At 68.0% G+C, this 14,107-nt stretch carries 15 protein-coding genes; 5 read left to right on the forward strand and 10 right to left on the reverse strand.

From position 1 onward, the window contains the following. Positions 1–2 precede the first annotated feature (2 nt). The 3 genes from V0Z78_RS02560 to V0Z78_RS02570 all read right to left on the reverse strand — a co-directional run bounded on the left by V0Z78_RS02560 (position 3) and on the right by V0Z78_RS02570 (position 3,478). Positions 3–758, reverse strand: coding sequence for a 23S rRNA (uridine(2552)-2'-O)-methyltransferase (locus V0Z78_RS02560; protein WP_336343053.1), 756 nt, complete (start codon positions 756–758; stop codon positions 3–5). 77 nt (positions 759–835) lie between these two features. Then, positions 836–2,041: an acyl-CoA dehydrogenase family protein gene (locus tag V0Z78_RS02565; RefSeq protein WP_336343054.1), complete on the reverse strand. Its 1,206-nt coding sequence runs from the start codon at positions 2,039–2,041 to the stop codon at positions 836–838. A gap of 60 nt (positions 2,042–2,101) precedes the next feature. Then, entirely contained in the window at positions 2,102–3,478 is a 1,377-nt protein-coding gene (locus tag V0Z78_RS02570; protein ID WP_336343055.1) for an MmgE/PrpD family protein, read from the reverse strand. Positions 3,479–3,610: 132 nt separating this feature from the next. Between V0Z78_RS02570 and V0Z78_RS02575 the strand changes: the two genes are divergently transcribed. Continuing rightward, positions 3,611–4,354 (forward strand): DNA polymerase sliding clamp, encoded by a 744-nt coding sequence (locus tag V0Z78_RS02575; protein ID WP_336343056.1) that lies wholly within the window; start codon positions 3,611–3,613, stop codon positions 4,352–4,354. On the opposite strand, the gene V0Z78_RS02580 is transcribed toward V0Z78_RS02575, so the two are convergent. Then, positions 4,351–4,836, reverse strand: coding sequence for a GNAT family N-acetyltransferase (locus tag V0Z78_RS02580; RefSeq protein WP_336343057.1), 486 nt, complete (start codon positions 4,834–4,836; stop codon positions 4,351–4,353). The two genes, V0Z78_RS02575 and V0Z78_RS02580, sit on opposite strands and share 4 nt — an antisense overlap. An 85-nt stretch (positions 4,837–4,921) precedes the next feature. Between V0Z78_RS02580 and priL the strand changes: the two genes are divergently transcribed. Next, the gene (gene priL / locus V0Z78_RS02585) at positions 4,922–6,004 is read left to right on the forward strand and encodes a DNA primase regulatory subunit PriL (protein ID WP_336343058.1); all 1,083 of its coding nucleotides are present in this window, start codon (positions 4,922–4,924) and stop codon (positions 6,002–6,004) included. Here the strand turns inward: priL and V0Z78_RS02590 are convergent. Then, complete coding sequence (locus V0Z78_RS02590; RefSeq protein ID WP_336343059.1) at positions 6,001–6,210, reverse strand: DUF7472 family protein; 210 nt, start codon at positions 6,208–6,210, stop codon at positions 6,001–6,003. The two genes, priL and V0Z78_RS02590, sit on opposite strands and share 4 nt — an antisense overlap. Before the next feature lie 143 nt (positions 6,211–6,353). On the opposite strand from V0Z78_RS02590, the gene V0Z78_RS02595 reads away from it, so the two are divergent. Continuing rightward, the gene (locus tag V0Z78_RS02595; protein WP_336343060.1) at positions 6,354–6,992 is read left to right on the forward strand and encodes an SWIM zinc finger family protein; all 639 of its coding nucleotides are present in this window, start codon (positions 6,354–6,356) and stop codon (positions 6,990–6,992) included. Between the two features lie 18 nt (positions 6,993–7,010). Here the strand turns inward: V0Z78_RS02595 and hjc are convergent, their stop codons facing one another. From hjc to V0Z78_RS02615, 4 genes are all read right to left on the reverse strand, one after another. Beyond that, positions 7,011–7,424 carry a Holliday junction resolvase Hjc gene (gene hjc, locus V0Z78_RS02600; RefSeq protein ID WP_336343061.1) on the reverse strand — a complete coding sequence of 138 codons (414 nt, stop codon included), beginning with the start codon at positions 7,422–7,424 and terminating at the stop codon, positions 7,011–7,013. 49 nt (positions 7,425–7,473) lie between these two features. Further along, positions 7,474–9,990: a beta-glucosidase family protein gene (locus V0Z78_RS02605; protein WP_336343062.1), complete on the reverse strand. Its 2,517-nt coding sequence runs from the start codon at positions 9,988–9,990 to the stop codon at positions 7,474–7,476. 133 nt (positions 9,991–10,123) lie between these two features. Then, positions 10,124–11,413 carry an adenosylhomocysteinase gene (locus V0Z78_RS02610; RefSeq protein ID WP_336343063.1) on the reverse strand — a complete coding sequence of 430 codons (1,290 nt, stop codon included), beginning with the start codon at positions 11,411–11,413 and terminating at the stop codon, positions 10,124–10,126. A 31-nt stretch (positions 11,414–11,444) separates the two neighbouring features. Continuing rightward, positions 11,445–11,603, reverse strand: coding sequence for a hypothetical protein (locus V0Z78_RS02615; protein WP_336343064.1), 159 nt, complete (start codon positions 11,601–11,603; stop codon positions 11,445–11,447). Between the two features lie 86 nt (positions 11,604–11,689). Here V0Z78_RS02615 and V0Z78_RS02620 point away from each other — a divergent pair, with 86 nt between their 5' ends. Then, positions 11,690–11,845, forward strand: a complete 156-nt coding sequence (locus V0Z78_RS02620; RefSeq protein WP_336343065.1) for a hypothetical protein — start codon at positions 11,690–11,692, stop codon at positions 11,843–11,845. 1 nt (position 11,846) lies between these two features. Here V0Z78_RS02620 and V0Z78_RS02625 read toward each other — a convergent pair whose 3' ends face one another. Continuing rightward, positions 11,847–13,148 carry an amidohydrolase gene (locus V0Z78_RS02625; RefSeq protein ID WP_336343066.1) on the reverse strand — a complete coding sequence of 434 codons (1,302 nt, stop codon included), beginning with the start codon at positions 13,146–13,148 and terminating at the stop codon, positions 11,847–11,849. Positions 13,149–13,229: 81 nt separating this feature from the next. Here V0Z78_RS02625 and hisG point away from each other — a divergent pair, with 81 nt between their 5' ends. Next, positions 13,230–14,075: an ATP phosphoribosyltransferase gene (gene hisG, locus V0Z78_RS02630; RefSeq protein WP_336343067.1), complete on the forward strand. Its 846-nt coding sequence runs from the start codon at positions 13,230–13,232 to the stop codon at positions 14,073–14,075. Positions 14,076–14,107: the final 32 nt, after the last annotated feature.

Below are 14,107 nucleotides of genomic sequence, written 5' to 3' on the forward strand. Positions count from 1 at the left end.
GATCACTCCACTCGTTTCGCGAACCCGAAGCGCGGCTTTACGTCCTCGATCTCGATCTCGACCTCGTCGCCCCTCCCGGCGCCGGGAACGAAGACGGTGTAGCCCTCGATCCGGGCGATCCCGTCGCCCTCGCGCCCCTCGTCCTCGATCTCGACCGTCAGTCGATCGCCCTCCGAGACGGGCGCGGTGAGATAGCCCTTCGCGATCAGGTAGACCTCCGAGGACTGCTTCCGAGAGGCCTTCGGACTGGTGGTGCGGACGTACTCGAAGGTCTCCTCGAGGTCCTCCCTGAAGGGCGCGAGGTCCTGTCCCTCGAACACCTTCACGACGAAGTCACCGCCGGGGGCGAGCACGTCGCGTGCGGTCTCGAACGCCTGGCGAGCGAGGTGGACCGAGCGGGCGTGATCGAGCGAGTACTCGCCGGTCATGTTCGGCGCCATATCGGAGAGGACCACATCGGCCTCGCCGACCCGCTCGGCGATCCGCTCGCGGGTCCGCTCGTTGGTCATGTCGCCCTTGATCGTCTCGACGTCCTCTAGGGAGTCGATCCGCTGGAAGTCCACTCCCAGGACGGTGCCGGTGCCGACGCGCTCCTTCGCGACCTGGAGCCAGCCGCCCGGCGCGGCGCCCAGGTCGACCACCCGGTCGCCGTGCGAGAGGACGTCCTCGAGATCGTCGAGCTGTTTGAGCTTGTACGCCGCCCGGGAGCGATACCCCTGCTGTTTCGCCTTGTTGTAGTACTCGTCCTTTCCGGACATTCTGTTGGTGGAACGTACGCGAGCGACCCGTAAACGCCCTTCGCTCCCCGTCTACCGATCGAATCCGCTCGGATCGATTAGAACGACCGCGGGAGGCCGAGCACGTTCTCGCCGACGTAGTTCAGTGCGAGCTCCTGGGTGATCGGCACCAGCCTCGTCAGACGGGCCTCCCGGAAGTAGCGCTCGACGTCGTACTCGCGGGCGACGCCCCGGCCGCCGTGGGTCTGGACCGCCGCATCGCTCGCCTCGAACGCCGCCTCCGCCGCGAGGTACTTCGCGACGTTCGCCCAGGTGCCGATCGTCTTCGGGTCGTCCTCGTCGGTCCGGCCGGCGGCCGTGTACACCAGCTGTCGGGCCGCCTGGACGCGCGCATAGGCCGCCGCGAGCGGGTGCTGGATCGCCTGGTTCCTGCCGATGGAACGGCCGAACACCTCTCGTTCGCCGGCGTAGGCCGCGCCACGCTCGATCGCGAGTTCGCCGAGGCCGGTACACTCGGCGGCGATCACCAGCCGCTCCTCGTTGAGCCCGTCGAGGACGTGATAGAAGCCGCGGTCCTCCTCGCCGATCAGGGCCTCCGCGGGCAGTCGAAGGCCGTCGTACTCGACTCGGAAGGAGTGGACGACGTTGCTCGCGGTCTTCTCGATCTCCTCGAGGTGGATGGCGTCGGCGTCGAACGCCTCCTCGAGATCGACGAGGAAGAGCGAGATGCCCTCGGTCTTCTTCTCGACCGCCTCCTTCGGCGTGGTCCGTGCGGCGAGCACCGCGTAGTCGGAGACGTCGATCCGCGAGGTCCATAGCTTCTCGCCGTCGATCACGTACTCCTCGCCCTCCCGCCTCGCACGGGTCTCGATGGCGGTCGACTCCGAGCCTGCCTTCGGCTCCGTCAACGAGAAACACTGGATCCAGGCGTCGCCGCTCGCCACCCGCGGGAGGAGCTCCTCCTTCATCTCGTCGCTGCCGTGCTTCACGAGCGGCGAGGAGTTGTAGACCGCGGCGTGGATCGTCTGTGCGCCGCTGAAGCCCGCGCCGCTGGCGGCGATCGTCTCCATCATGACGACGGCCTCCGTCGTCCCCAGTCCCTTCCCCCCGTACGCCTCGGGGACGAGCACGCCGAGCCAGCCCTCGTCGGCGAGCGCCTCGACGAACGCGTGGGGGTACTCGCCTGCGGCGTCCTTCTCGCGCCAGTACTCCCGGTCGAACTCGGCGCAGATCGCCTCGATCTCCTCGCGGACCCGTCGCTGGCGGTCGGTCAGCTCGACCGCTCGTTCGGAAAACGCTAACATGCTACTCCCTGGCTTCCCGGCCGTGTTAAGCCTGTAGTTCGCGGCGAACTCGAGTGCGAATCAGCCGCCGGTCGCGACGGCCATCAGCTCCTCGATCGACCGCTCCGGAAGCTCCGCGACCGCCGTCGCGAGCGCGTCGGGATCGACGTCCACCTCGGAGGTCCCTACGAGCCCGCGGGTCTTCTCCGTGACCCGATCCCAGGACATCGGATCGTCGGGTTCGCCGTACGGGACATCGACGAACCGCTCGTATACCTCGTCGGCCTCGACGCTCACCCGAGCACACCACCGTTCGGGGAAGGCGTCCTGCACGTCGGCATCCGTATCGACGCTCGTCGCGTCCATGAGCCGGCGGAACCCCTGGTCCTCGAACCGCGGCGACTCGTCGAGCCGGCCGGCGGTCCGAAGGAACGGTTCGGCGCCCGCCGCCCCCTCCACGAGGGCGAGCGCCGCCGCGAACGGCATGCTGAACTGACAGTCGACGAAGTTCTCCGGGCGTCGTTTCGACTCGATCGGAGCGCCCGTCAGTCGTACCCCCGCCTCGGGAAGCGCCACCTCGACGTTCGTCACCTCGTCGGGATCCACCGAGGTTGCGAGTTCGCGGAGGGCGTCGATCGCGGGGTGCATGTACCGACAGCACGGATAGGGTTTGAGCCCCGTCTCCTCTACCGCGTTTCGGCCGGCCAGCCGCTCGATCGCCTCGGGGCGGGCGTCGTGGGTGTACCCTTCGAAGAAGCCGAACTCCCCCTCGATCGGCTCGGCGGCCCCCTCGAAGCCCGCTGCCGCGAGCTCCACCGCCGTCACCGCCCGCCGGGCCGCGAGTCCGGGGTGGAGGCGCTTGTTCCAGGCGCCGTTCTCGAGGAACTGCAACGAGCCCGCCGCCTGGCTCCCGTTGACGCCGAACGCGTTCTCGACCTCCTCCTCGGAGAGTCCGCGGACGACGCCCGCGGCCGCGGTCGCGCCGAACGTCCCGCAGGTCGCGGTGATGTGGAACCCCTGCGCGTAGTGGGCGTCGGGGTTGACCGCCTCGCCCACCGTGCAGGCGACGTCGTAGCCGGCGGCGACGCCCGCGAGAAACCGTTCAGAGGAGGCGCCGGTCGCCTCGGCGGTCGCGAGCGCCGCCGCGATCGACGGTGCGCCGGGGTGCAGCGACGAACCCAGATGCGTGTCGTCGAAGTCGAGGCTGTGAGCCAGGGTGCCGTTTACGAGCGCCCCAGCGTCCGGCGAGACGCGTTCGCCGCTGGGTATCACCGTCGCGGCGCCGCCGCCGGCGAATCCCGTCCCCTCGAGGAGCGCAGGCGTCGAGTCGGCGTGGGCCGCCCCGCCGATCGCGACGCCGAACCAGTCGAGGACGTGCTTTCGGAGCGTCTCGTCTGCGCTCACCGTACCGTCGAGGCCGGCGCAGTACGCCGCCAATCGGTCCGTGAACTCGGCCATCGATTACGGCTACGGATCCCCGAGATAAGTATGCACGTGACACGCGGATCGCGTCGTCGAGCGCCCTTCTTCGCGGTGCGCGCACGCGCGTAAACGGCTGGGTTTTTACCTCGCGGTTTCGTAGCTCGCGACATGTTCAACGCGATCGTGAGTGCCGACACGTTCGGGACGGCGCTCGACTCCGTGAGCGCGCTGGTGGACGAGTGCAAGATCCACCTCAACGAGGAGGGGCTGGCGATCCGCGCCGTCGACCCCGCGAACGTCGGCATGGTCGATCTCACCCTCGCTTCGGACGCCTTCGAGTCCTACGAGGCCGACGGCGGCCAGATCGGCGTCAACCTCTCGCGACTCGAGGACATCGTCGGCATGGCCGACGCCGGCCAGCTCGTCCACCTCGAGCTCGACGAGGAGACGCGCAAGCTCCAGATCCAGCTCGACGGCCTCGAGTACACCCTCGCGTTGATCGACCCCGACTCGATCCGCCAGGAGCCCGACATCCCCGATCTCGATCTGCCCGCCCGGATCGTCGTCGAGGGTCGCGACATCAATCGCGCGGTGAAGGCCGCCGACATGGTGAGCGACCACATCGCGCTGGGCGTCGACGAGGAGGAAGAGCTGTTCCAGGTCGAGGCCGAGGGCGACACCGACGACGTCCACCTCGAACTCGACCGCGACGACCTGATCGACCTCACGCCCGGGCCCGCCCGCTCGCTCTTCAGCCTCGATTACCTGAAGGACATGAACAAGGCGATCCCCACCGATGGCGAGGTCACGCTCGAACTCGGCGAGGAGTTCCCCGTGAAGCTCCACTTCGAGATCGCCGAGGGCAACGGCCAGGTCACCTACATGCTCGCCCCGCGCATCCAGAGCGACTAAAGCCCCTTCTCGTAGCGATACGCTCTATACTCATCACCGTCGAACTCGGCTGTTTCTTCGCCGACTCGCTCGAATCCCTCATTCTCGTAGAAGTCGATTCCCACCTCGTTTTCGGCGAACACGGAGAGCGTGAGCCGGTCGTATCCCTCGATCTCCGCCTCGACTGAGTCGAGCAGTCGCCCGCCGATTCCCTCACCCCACTGCTCGGGCCGGACGTATATCCGAAAGAGCTCTGCGACGTGCTTGTCACCCGGGGCAGGACCGACATGGACGAATCCGGTCGGATCGTTCCCGACCACGTGGACGACGTGCTCCGGCCGCCCGATCGCCTCTCGTAGCCCGTCAGGGTCGTACCACTCGTCGATCGTCCGCTCTACCGTCTCCTCGCCGAGCAGCCCGTCGTAGGCGGCGTGCCACGAGGTACGCGCGATCTCGCGGATCGACTCCGCATCCTCCGGAGTCGCCTGTCGAACGTCGCTCATACTCGTTGTACGGTCCAGGAACTCATAAACGAGGCCGGGTACCCACGTTTTTATCTGCGGGGCCGACGAACCGACCCGCCAGTCAATGCGCGCTCTCCACGCCCGATACCCGTTTCTCTCCGCCGCCCGTGAGACCGTCGAAGAGGCCGACGTCGACCTCGTGAGCCTCGTCCGCGAGGACCGGACGGTCGTCGAGCGCGCGACCGAGCGGGTCGCGGGCTCGCTCCGGGAGGGGAGCGTCGGCGATCCGCATCGGAGCACCCGCGTCGAACTCCTCTCCTATCCGGTCGCGCGGGTGCTCGTCTCGCTCGTGGACGAGCGGATCTGTACCCGGAAGTACGCCCGCGCCGAGGCGAAGCGTGCCATCGCGCAGTTCACCGACGAACGCGACGCGAGCGCCGAACTCAAGAGCGCCCGGACCGAGAAGCTCTCGGTCGCCGACCTGCTCGCGGAGTTCGACCTCGAGGAGGCCATCCGCGAGACCGACGCCGGCTATCGGGTCGCCGTCGGGACCTATCTCGGGCTGACGGCGGACGTCCGCGGCGAGGAGTGGCGCCTGGTCAACCGGACTCTCGCCGACGGCGACGTCCACATCGAACGTGCGGAGCTCGACGCCCTACTGGAGGAGGCGATCGCCAAACGGGTCGAGCGCGGCCTTCCCCTCGGGGTTCCCGATCCGATCGCGGACGAGCTCGACGAGGAGGTGGCGAGCCTGCGCGAGACGCTCGCCGACCTCGACCTCACCCGCGAGATCGACACCGTCGTTCCCGAACGGTTCCCGCCGTGCATGAAGGCGCTGCTCGACTCGATCCAGAAGGGCGAGCACCTCGAACACCACTCCCGGTTCGCGATCACCGCCTTCCTCACGAGCATCGGGATGAGCACCGACGAGATCATCGACCTCTACATGGTGAACTCGAGCTTCGGCGAGGAGATGACGCGCTATCAGACCGACCACATCCGTGGGGAGACCAGCCCGACGGAGTACTCGCCGCCGAGCTGTGCGACGATGCAGTCCTACGGCGACTGCGTGAACAAGGACGATCGCTGCGAGACGATCTCACATCCGATGGCCTACTACGAGAAGGCGCTCGACGAGGCCGACGAGGACGAACTGATCGACTGGCGCGAGGAGGAGGGGGACGGAAACGAGGGGGAGGCCGCCTAACGGTTGAGGTAGTACGCGAGACCGAGCCCGAGAACCGACATCAGGACGACGAAACCGGTGATCGCGCCGACGAGCGCCATCCCGCCGTCGGTCGAGAGGCCGCCTCGGTTGTAGACGTCCCCGATGACGACGATCACCGCGATGAACAGCGCCACCGCACCGACGGAAACGGCGATCTCGACGACCGTATCCCGGTCTACGTCCATGACCGGGCGTTTTCCGCCCCGAACTAAAAGCACTTCGAAGCGCGCTTTCCCGACCCCTCCTTCGAGTGGAAGACTTAGGTTGCTCGGGCACCTACTCCGAGTGTAGTCGATTCGGGAGTTCCACCGGAACTCCCGGTGATTCCATGACGCAAGCCAGAAACACACCAGCGTCACCAGCGCCGCTTCCGGCCGCCGAGGCCGAACTCGATCGTCGCTCGATCAGAGCCCGGACCGAGCCGATGACGGTCACCGCGCTCGGCGACGCCATCTACGAGATCGGAACCGAACACAGGACGACGTACCTCGTCGATCTCGCGAGCAACCGCTGTAGCTGTCCCGACCACACCTACCGCGACGTCCGCTGTAAGCACCTCCGGCGCGTCGCCATCGAGATCACCGAGGGTCGCGTCCCGCCGCCGGGGGAGCTGGCGGTCGGATGTGCCGTCTGTGGCGAGGAACTGTTCGTCAACGAGCGCGAGGTCGACGGGGGATCGCACTACTGCGAGGCCCACACCCTGAGGCCGGGCGCGATCGTCCGCGACCGCGAGACGGGCGACCGGCTGCTCGTGGTGAGCGTCTCCGACCGGCAGGCCGACCACGTCCGCATCGGCGAGTCAGCCTACAGCGTCGCGACCTACCCCAACAACCGCTCGTACGACCCGACCGATCCGGTCGTCGGCGCGGTCTACCCCCAGTCGGTCGAGATGACCGATCGGGGTCCCGAACCGGACGCGCTCCGCGTCTACTCGTTCCCGCGTTCGCGCCTCGAGCGGATCGCCTGATCCATCGGGCTCGTCGAATCAACCCAGCCGGCTCTGTTTCGACCCGCCGACGAACGACTCGAACCCCTCCCCCTCCGCGAGCGCCGTCTCCTTCTTGACGCGGTAGTTGCCGCCGTCGGTCGTGTAGAGGTCACCCGGGTGGAAGAAGTACCAGTCCTCGCGGTCGAACCGCACGCCGATACGGGCCTTCGCGCCGAAGTTCCGCGCGAAGTAGACCAGCGCCTCGACCTCCTCGCCGGTGAGGTAGATCGGGTCGCCCGCGCTCGATTTCGCCTCGATCGCGTAGAACGCCTCGCCGTTGCCCGCGAGCACGTCCGGAAGCTCCCGGGTCGTGGCGCCGCCGCTCGCCGGCGCGCGCATCACCGCGAAGCCCGCCTCGTCGAGCCGGTTGACGAGCTCGCGTTCCCGGCGGTCGCCTTTCCTGTTTGCCATCTCCGTCCGTCGGTTTTCCCCGTGTACACATAAGCGACGTCCTGTCCGTCTACCGGCCGAGTCCTCGGAGAACCTTCACGAGATCCGAATAGGAGCTCTCCCCGTCCTCGCGGTCCGCGTCGTATCCAATGGCCGGTCGATCGTCAGTGATGCTCGCGGCGTTCTCGACCGTCAGCGCCGTCGTCAGTTCGCCGACGCTGAGTTCGTACTCCCCTGACTCGAGGACCTTCGGCAGAATGCCGGGAACGTCGCCGGGGACGACCTCCAGTCTAGAGAGGTCCGCCTCGACCTCGACGGTGGTCGACTCGCCTGCATCGAGGGCGACCCGTTCGGAGCCGACCAACCGGCGGTCGGGCTGGAGCACCGACCCGTAGGACTGGGTGTTGTAGACCTCGACGATGTGCTCGCCGGCCTCGTCGCCGACGTTCTCGACGCCGACGCCGACCGTCACCGTGGACGTGTTCGCGGGATTCGAGACGGATCCGGGCGAGACCGAGACGTCGGAGTACTCGAACTCGGTGTAGGAGAGTCCGTGGCCGAATGCGTACAGGGGCTCGTGGGGCTCCGCGAGGCTGCTGTCGGCCAGCGGCGGGTAGGCGTCGTAGTTGTTCGGGACTTTCCCGACGCTCTCGGGCCAGTTGAACGCGAGCTTTCCCGAGGGGTTGTTCTCCCCGAGCAGCGTCTCGGCGATCGCACGGCCGCCGTCGCTGCCGGGCTGGCCGGCGAACAGCACGGCGTCGAGCGCGTCGAACGTCTCCGCACCCCCGCGAGGGCTGCCCGCGAGGACGAGACCGATCACGGGCGTCTCCGGCGTCTCCTCCTCGATCGCCGCAACGAGCTTCCGCTGTGCGGGGTCGAGTTCTAGCTCGTCGCGGTCGCCGAAGTCCTCGTTGTGGGGCCCCTCCCCCAGAACGACGACGACGGCATCCGCGGACCCGGCGGCCTCGCGGACCTCCGCCTCCTGCTCGTCGGTGAGGGCGAAGTCGCCGTTGTCGTCGGACGTGTCGGGGTTGTAGGGCTGGGCCCGGAAGTCCGTTGGGACGTGGGTCAGCCCTCCGTCGAGGGCGTCCGCCATCGCGTCGTGGACCGTCTCGCCGCGCGGCCGAGGGCCACCCTCGGTCGGGGCGCCCTCCTCGATGCCCTGCCAGCCTAGCGTCCACGCGCCGTACCGCATCAGGAATCGGTTCTCGATGTCGAGATCCGGATCGTAGCCCGGCCCGGTCAGTAGGACGTTCTCGCTGCCCTCGAGCGGAAGGGCGTCCTCGTTCTTCAGCAGCACCATCGACTCCCTCGCGAGTCGCTCGGACTCCTCGCGACCTCCGCCCAGAACCGACGAGATCTTCGACTCGTCGACGGTCGGTTCCTCGAACAGGCCGAGCTCCTCTTTGAGTTCGAGGACGCGCCGGACTGACTCGTCGATGCGCTCCTCCGACAGCTCGCCGTCCTCGACGAGGCTCACGGTCGTCTCAATGAACTTCGCCGGACCGGGCGCCTCGCCGCCGTTGCCGATCATGTAGACGTCGATGCCGGCGTTGAGCCCTTCCTTGACCGCTCGCCGGAAACTGTCGGTGTAGTCGTGGTTGGTGAGCATCCGGTAGAAGTCGTCGTAGTCCGAGATCACGACGCCCTCGAAGCCGTATCGCTCGCGCAGCATCTGGGTGAGCAGCCACTCGGAGGCGTGTGCGGGCTTGCCGTTGAGCGCGCCGCTGTTGACCATCACCGTCGCCGGCTCGGCCTCCAGCGCGGTTCGGTAGGGCGGCAGGACGCTCGTCCGAAGGTCGCGCATCGAGGTTCGGGCGTGGGCCCGGTCGTTGCCGTTCTCGGGGATCGAGTACGCGGCGAAGTGTTTCACCGTCGAGCAGAGCCGGTCGTTGCTTTCGAGCCCCCGGACCCGTGCCTTCGAGACCTCCCCCTGCAACATCGGGTCCTCGCTGATTCCCTCGAAGAAGCGCCCCCAGCGCGGGTCGCGTTGGAGGTCCGTCGTCGGCGCGAACGTCCAGTGGGCGCCCATCGCCGCCGTCGCGTCCGATGTGTGATGTTCGGCCTCCTCGATCAGGTCGACGTCGCGGGTCGCACCCATGTTGATGCGCTGTGGGAACGAGGTCGAACCCGCGAGCAGCGTGTTGCCGTGCAGCGCGTCGACCCCCCAGAGGAACGGGATGCCGTGTTCGGAGTTCTCGAGGTTGTACTCCTGGAGCGCGTTGATTCCCTCGACGGTCTCCTGGGCGTCGAACGTCGGCGGCGACGCCCCGCCCGAGAGGATCGAGCCGAGCCCGAGCTCCGAGAAGTACTCCCCGAGCGTCTCGACGCCGAACTCGTCGGGGATCTCCTCCGACTCGGGGTCGAACGTTCCGACGTCGACCTGGGTCATCTGGCCGACCTTCTGCTCGAGCGTGAGGTCCGCGAGCAGCGCGTCGACCTCGCAGTCCGCCCTCGAGTCCTCCGACGCGGCGCTCGCCGTTCCCGTTCCGAGCGCTGTGGCCGTCGTCGTGGCGCCGGTCGCCTTCAGGAACGTCCGCCGGGAGGCGTTCATGCTCTGCTTCGTTTCGCCCGCTTCGTTTACCATTGGACGTGAGACACGGGACGTGGAACACTAATAGATTACCACTGTCTACGTGAATTTACTAACGTAAAACCGAGGCGGCGAGCCGTTCGGCGGCGGGAACCGACGTCGAACCGGTCGGAGTCGTCGAGAGGACTTACGTGCCGTGCTCCCAGCTGTCCATGTACTCCGTCTGCTCCTCGGAGAGCGAGTCGATCCCGACGCCCTCCGCGTCGAGTTTGATCTCCGCGATCTCCCGGTCGAGTTCGTCGGGCACGTCGTGGACGCCCGCGTCGTACTCATCGCTTCCCTCGACGAGTTCACGCACGCAGGCGGCCTGCACGCCGAACGACTGGTCCATCACCTCGACCGGGTGGCCCAGCGCGATCGGCGCCGCGAGGTTTACTAACCTTCCTTCGGCGATCACGTTCAGCCGCCGGCCGTCGTCCATCTCGTAGGCCTCGACGCCGTCGCGGGCCTCATACGAGCTGACCGCGAGCTCGTCGAGCGCGTCGAGGTCGATCTCGATGTCGAAGTGACCCGCGTTCGCGAGCAGGACGCCGTCCTGCATGGCCTCGAAGTGTTCTCGGACGATCACGTCCCGGTTCCCGGTGGTGGTGAGGAAGACGTCGCCGACCTTCGCGGCTTCTGCCATCGGCATCACGTCGTAGCCCTCCATGTGGGCCTCCAGGGCTCGGCGGGGCTCGACCTCGGTGACGATCACGTTCGCGTTCTGGCCCGACGCCTTCTTCGCGACGCCCTTCCCGCAGTAGCCGTAGCCCGCGACGACGACGTCCTTGCCCGCCCACGAGAGGTTCGTCGTCATCGCGATGCTCGCGAGCGAGCTCTCCCCCGTTCCGTGGACGTTGTCGAACAGCCGCTTCATCGGCGTGTCGTTCACCGCGAACACGGGGTAGTCGAGCGCGCCGTCGGCGTCCATCGCGCGGAGGCGGTGGACGCCCGTCGTCGTCTCCTCACAGCCGCCGAGGATCGAGTCGATCAGCTCGGGGTAGTCGTCGTGGATCGCCGCGACCATGTCCATCCCGTCGTCCACCGTAACGGTGGGTTCGTGGTCGATCACCGCCTCGATCGCCGCGTAGTACTCCTCGTCGCCGACGCCCCGTACCGCGTAGGAGGTGATGTTCTCGTGGGCGTCGAGCGCCGCGCTCACGTCGTCGTGCGTCGAGAGGGGGTTACAGCCCGTGATCGCGACCTCGGCACCGCCGTCGGCGAGCGTCTCGACGAGGTTCGCGGTCTTGGCCTCGACGTGCATCGCCATCCCGATGCGCTGGCCCTCGAGGGGTTTCTCCGCCTCGAACTCCTCGCGGATCGCGGTGAGGATCGGCATATGCTGGAACGCCCAGTCCATCTTGCGCCGGCCCTCCTCGCGAGCGCCCTCGACGTCGTCGAGATGCTCGCTGATCGGGGGGTACGCCGTCTGACTCATGCCCGAGAGTCGGAGAGGCGCACCCAAAACCCTACCGAAGCCCGCGTCGTCGCTCGCGGTAGTACCGCCCCATCTCGTCGACGAACCACGGTTTCGGCGTGAACGCGCCGGCGATCGTCCGGAGCGGGTTCCGGGGGGTCGGTGCGACGGCCCTACGCCCGATCGGTCGTCGGATCAGGGATCGCTCCACATCGCTGTACGCCGTGGACGTATGCGCCGAGCGAAGGGCGACTGGGCAGGCCGCAGACCTTTCCGTCTCGCTCCGTGAGAGGTCCCATGAGCTATCGAAACTCCGGCCACCGGACGACGATCGGCTGGTCGCTGCTCTCCTCGGGCCTGGTGACGTTGCTACTGAAGGTGCTCCCGTACGACTCGCTGTGGTGGGGACTGTTGCTCATCGTCGCCGGCGCCGCCGTGATGTACTACCGGTAGTCTACCGGTTCGCGCGTGCGACCGCCTCCGCGGCCCGCCGCTCGGCCTCCTCGCGCACCCGATCCTCGTCGAGCGTCAGCACCTCGCGGTCGCGCATCACCACTCGTCCGTCACAGACCGTGTGGCGCACGTCCGAGCCGCGGACGGCATACGCGAGGTGGCTGAGGAGGTCGTGTGCGGGCGTGAGGTGTGCGTGCTCGAGGTCGATCACCGCGAGGTCGGCGTTCGCACCCGTCTCGATCCGTCCCGAGTCGATCCCCAGCGCCTCGGCGCTCCCCGCTGTCGCCATCTCCACCGCGGACTCGGCGGGGACGGCACTCGCGTCGTCGGCCGCGAGCTTTCCGAGCATCGCGGCGTCGCGTAGCTCGTCGAACGCGTCGAGGTCGTTGTTCGAGGCCGCGCCGTCGGTGCCGATTCCCACCGTGACGCCGGCGTCCAACAGCTTCTGCACCGGTGCCATCCCGCTCGCGAGCTTCATGTTCGAGGCCGGACAGTGGATCACGCTCGCGCCCGTCTCCGAGAGCAAAGCGATCTCACGGTCGTCGAGGTGGACGCCGTGGGCGAGGAAGTCCCCCTCCTCGAGCATTCCTACCTCCCGAGCGTACTCCAGCGGCCGAACGCCTCGCTCGTCGACGATCGGCTCGACCTCCTCCGCGGTCTCGTTGGCGTGGTAGTGGATCGGAACGCCGGCCTCGCGGGCGCCGTCGACGAGATCCGCGAGATGCTCCTCGCCGACGGTCGTGAGGCTGTGGGGCATCACCGCCGTCGAGATCCGTCCGTCCGCCGCGCCGTCGAACTCCTCGGCGATCGCGACGCTCTCCTCTGCGTCCTCCCGGGCCGCCTCCTCGTCCTTCCCGACGGTGACGACGCCGTGGCCGAGTCGGGCACGGGTTCCGCTCTCCTCGACGACTGCGGCGACCTCGGGGACGTGGAAGTACATGTCCGCGAACGCGGTCGTCCCCGATCTGATCATCTCCAGGACGCCGAGTTCGACGCCGGCGCGGACGTCCTCCGGGGTCAGCGCGCCCTCGACCGGCCAGACGTCCTCGCGGAGCCACGTCTCGAGGGGTTTGTCGTCGGCGTACCCCCTCAGAAGCGTCATCGCGGCGTGGCCGTGGGCGTTGACCAGCCCCGGGATCACGAGGCCGCCCCCGGCGTCGAGTCGTTCGTCGCCCACGGGCAGTTCGTCGGGGTCGCCGACCGCGAGGATCTCGCCTTCCTCGCGCTCGACGAGCACGTCCGCCCGTTCGACGCTCATGTCCGGCAGGAGGACGCGTCCGCCATCGATCCGTAGCGTGCTCATGACCCTCGGTTCCGGATCGGGCCGCCTCAATCTGCCGGTGTGCACCGCAAGGCAGTTGCCCTCGCCGCCGAACGGGGAGGTATGCGCATCGCCGTCCCGAACAAGGGTCGCCTGCACGAGCCGTCGATCGAACTGCTCGAGCGCGCGGGGCTTCACGTCGACGAGGCCGCCGAACGGAAGCTGTACGCCGACACCGTCGATCCCGAGGTGTCCATCCTCTACGTCCGTGCCGCGGACATCCCCGGCTACGTCGCCGACGGCGCGGCCGACCTCGGGATCACGGGGCTCGACCAGACCCGCGAGTCGGGCCACGACCTCGACGACCTGCTCGATCTGGAGTTCGGGCGCTGCCGGCTGGTGCTCGCGGCCCCCGAGAACGGCGCGATCGACGCCGTGGAGGACCTCGCGGGCGGAACGGTCGCCACGGAGTTTCCCCGCATCACCCGCGAGTACTTCGCCGAGCGGGGCGTCGACCCCGACATCGTCGAGGTGACGGGTGCAACGGAGCTCACCCCGCACGTCGACATGGCCGACGCCATCGTCGACATCACCTCGACCGGCACCACGCTCCGGGTGAACAACCTCGCGGTCGTCGACGAGGTGCTCGAGAGCTCCGTTCGGCTGTTCGCCCGCGAGGACGTCTCCGGAGAGCCGAAGGTCGAACAGATCCGCACCGCCCTCGAGTCGGTGCTGACCGCCGACGACAAGCGCTACCTGATGCTCAACGTCCCCCAGGATCGCCTGGAGGAGATCCGCGAGGTCCTCCCCGGGCTGGGCGGCCCGACCGTCATGGACATCGCGGGAGACGGCATGGTCGCGGTCCACGTCGTCGTCGACGAGCGCGACGTCTTCGAGACCGTAACGCGAGTGAAGGAACTCGGCGCGAGCGGCATCCTCGTCACCGAGATCGAGCGACTGATCGAGTGAACGCAACGCCGACGCGATCACGGAGCCGTCGC

Origin of the sequence: Halalkalicoccus sp. CG83 (genome assembly GCF_037081715.1) — an archaeon.
In the GTDB taxonomy this organism is placed as follows: Archaea; Halobacteriota; Halobacteria; order Halobacteriales; family Halalkalicoccaceae; genus Halalkalicoccus; species Halalkalicoccus ordinarius.

Excerpts from the sequence above, each read along its gene's own strand:
- V0Z78_RS02560 (WP_336343053.1), bottom strand. The coding sequence starts at position 758 with ATGTCCGGAAAGGACGAGTACTACAACAAGGCGAAACAGCAGGGGTAT.
- V0Z78_RS02565 (WP_336343054.1), bottom strand. The coding sequence starts at position 2,041 with ATGTTAGCGTTTTCCGAACGAGCGGTCGAGCTGACCGACCGCCAGCGA.
- V0Z78_RS02570 (WP_336343055.1), bottom strand. The coding sequence starts at position 3,478 with ATGGCCGAGTTCACGGACCGATTGGCGGCGTACTGCGCCGGCCTCGAC.
- V0Z78_RS02575 (WP_336343056.1), top strand. The coding sequence starts at position 3,611 with ATGTTCAACGCGATCGTGAGTGCCGACACGTTCGGGACGGCGCTCGAC.
- V0Z78_RS02580 (WP_336343057.1), bottom strand. The coding sequence starts at position 4,836 with ATGAGCGACGTTCGACAGGCGACTCCGGAGGATGCGGAGTCGATCCGC.
- priL (WP_336343058.1), top strand. The coding sequence starts at position 4,922 with ATGCGCGCTCTCCACGCCCGATACCCGTTTCTCTCCGCCGCCCGTGAG.
- V0Z78_RS02590 (WP_336343059.1), bottom strand. The coding sequence starts at position 6,210 with ATGGACGTAGACCGGGATACGGTCGTCGAGATCGCCGTTTCCGTCGGT.
- V0Z78_RS02595 (WP_336343060.1), top strand. The coding sequence starts at position 6,354 with ATGACGCAAGCCAGAAACACACCAGCGTCACCAGCGCCGCTTCCGGCC.
- hjc (WP_336343061.1), bottom strand. The coding sequence starts at position 7,424 with ATGGCAAACAGGAAAGGCGACCGCCGGGAACGCGAGCTCGTCAACCGG.
- V0Z78_RS02605 (WP_336343062.1), bottom strand. The coding sequence starts at position 9,990 with ATGGTAAACGAAGCGGGCGAAACGAAGCAGAGCATGAACGCCTCCCGG.
- V0Z78_RS02610 (WP_336343063.1), bottom strand. The coding sequence starts at position 11,413 with ATGAGTCAGACGGCGTACCCCCCGATCAGCGAGCATCTCGACGACGTC.
- V0Z78_RS02620 (WP_336343065.1), top strand. The coding sequence starts at position 11,690 with ATGAGCTATCGAAACTCCGGCCACCGGACGACGATCGGCTGGTCGCTG.
- V0Z78_RS02625 (WP_336343066.1), bottom strand. The coding sequence starts at position 13,148 with ATGAGCACGCTACGGATCGATGGCGGACGCGTCCTCCTGCCGGACATG.
- hisG (WP_336343067.1), top strand. The coding sequence starts at position 13,230 with ATGCGCATCGCCGTCCCGAACAAGGGTCGCCTGCACGAGCCGTCGATC.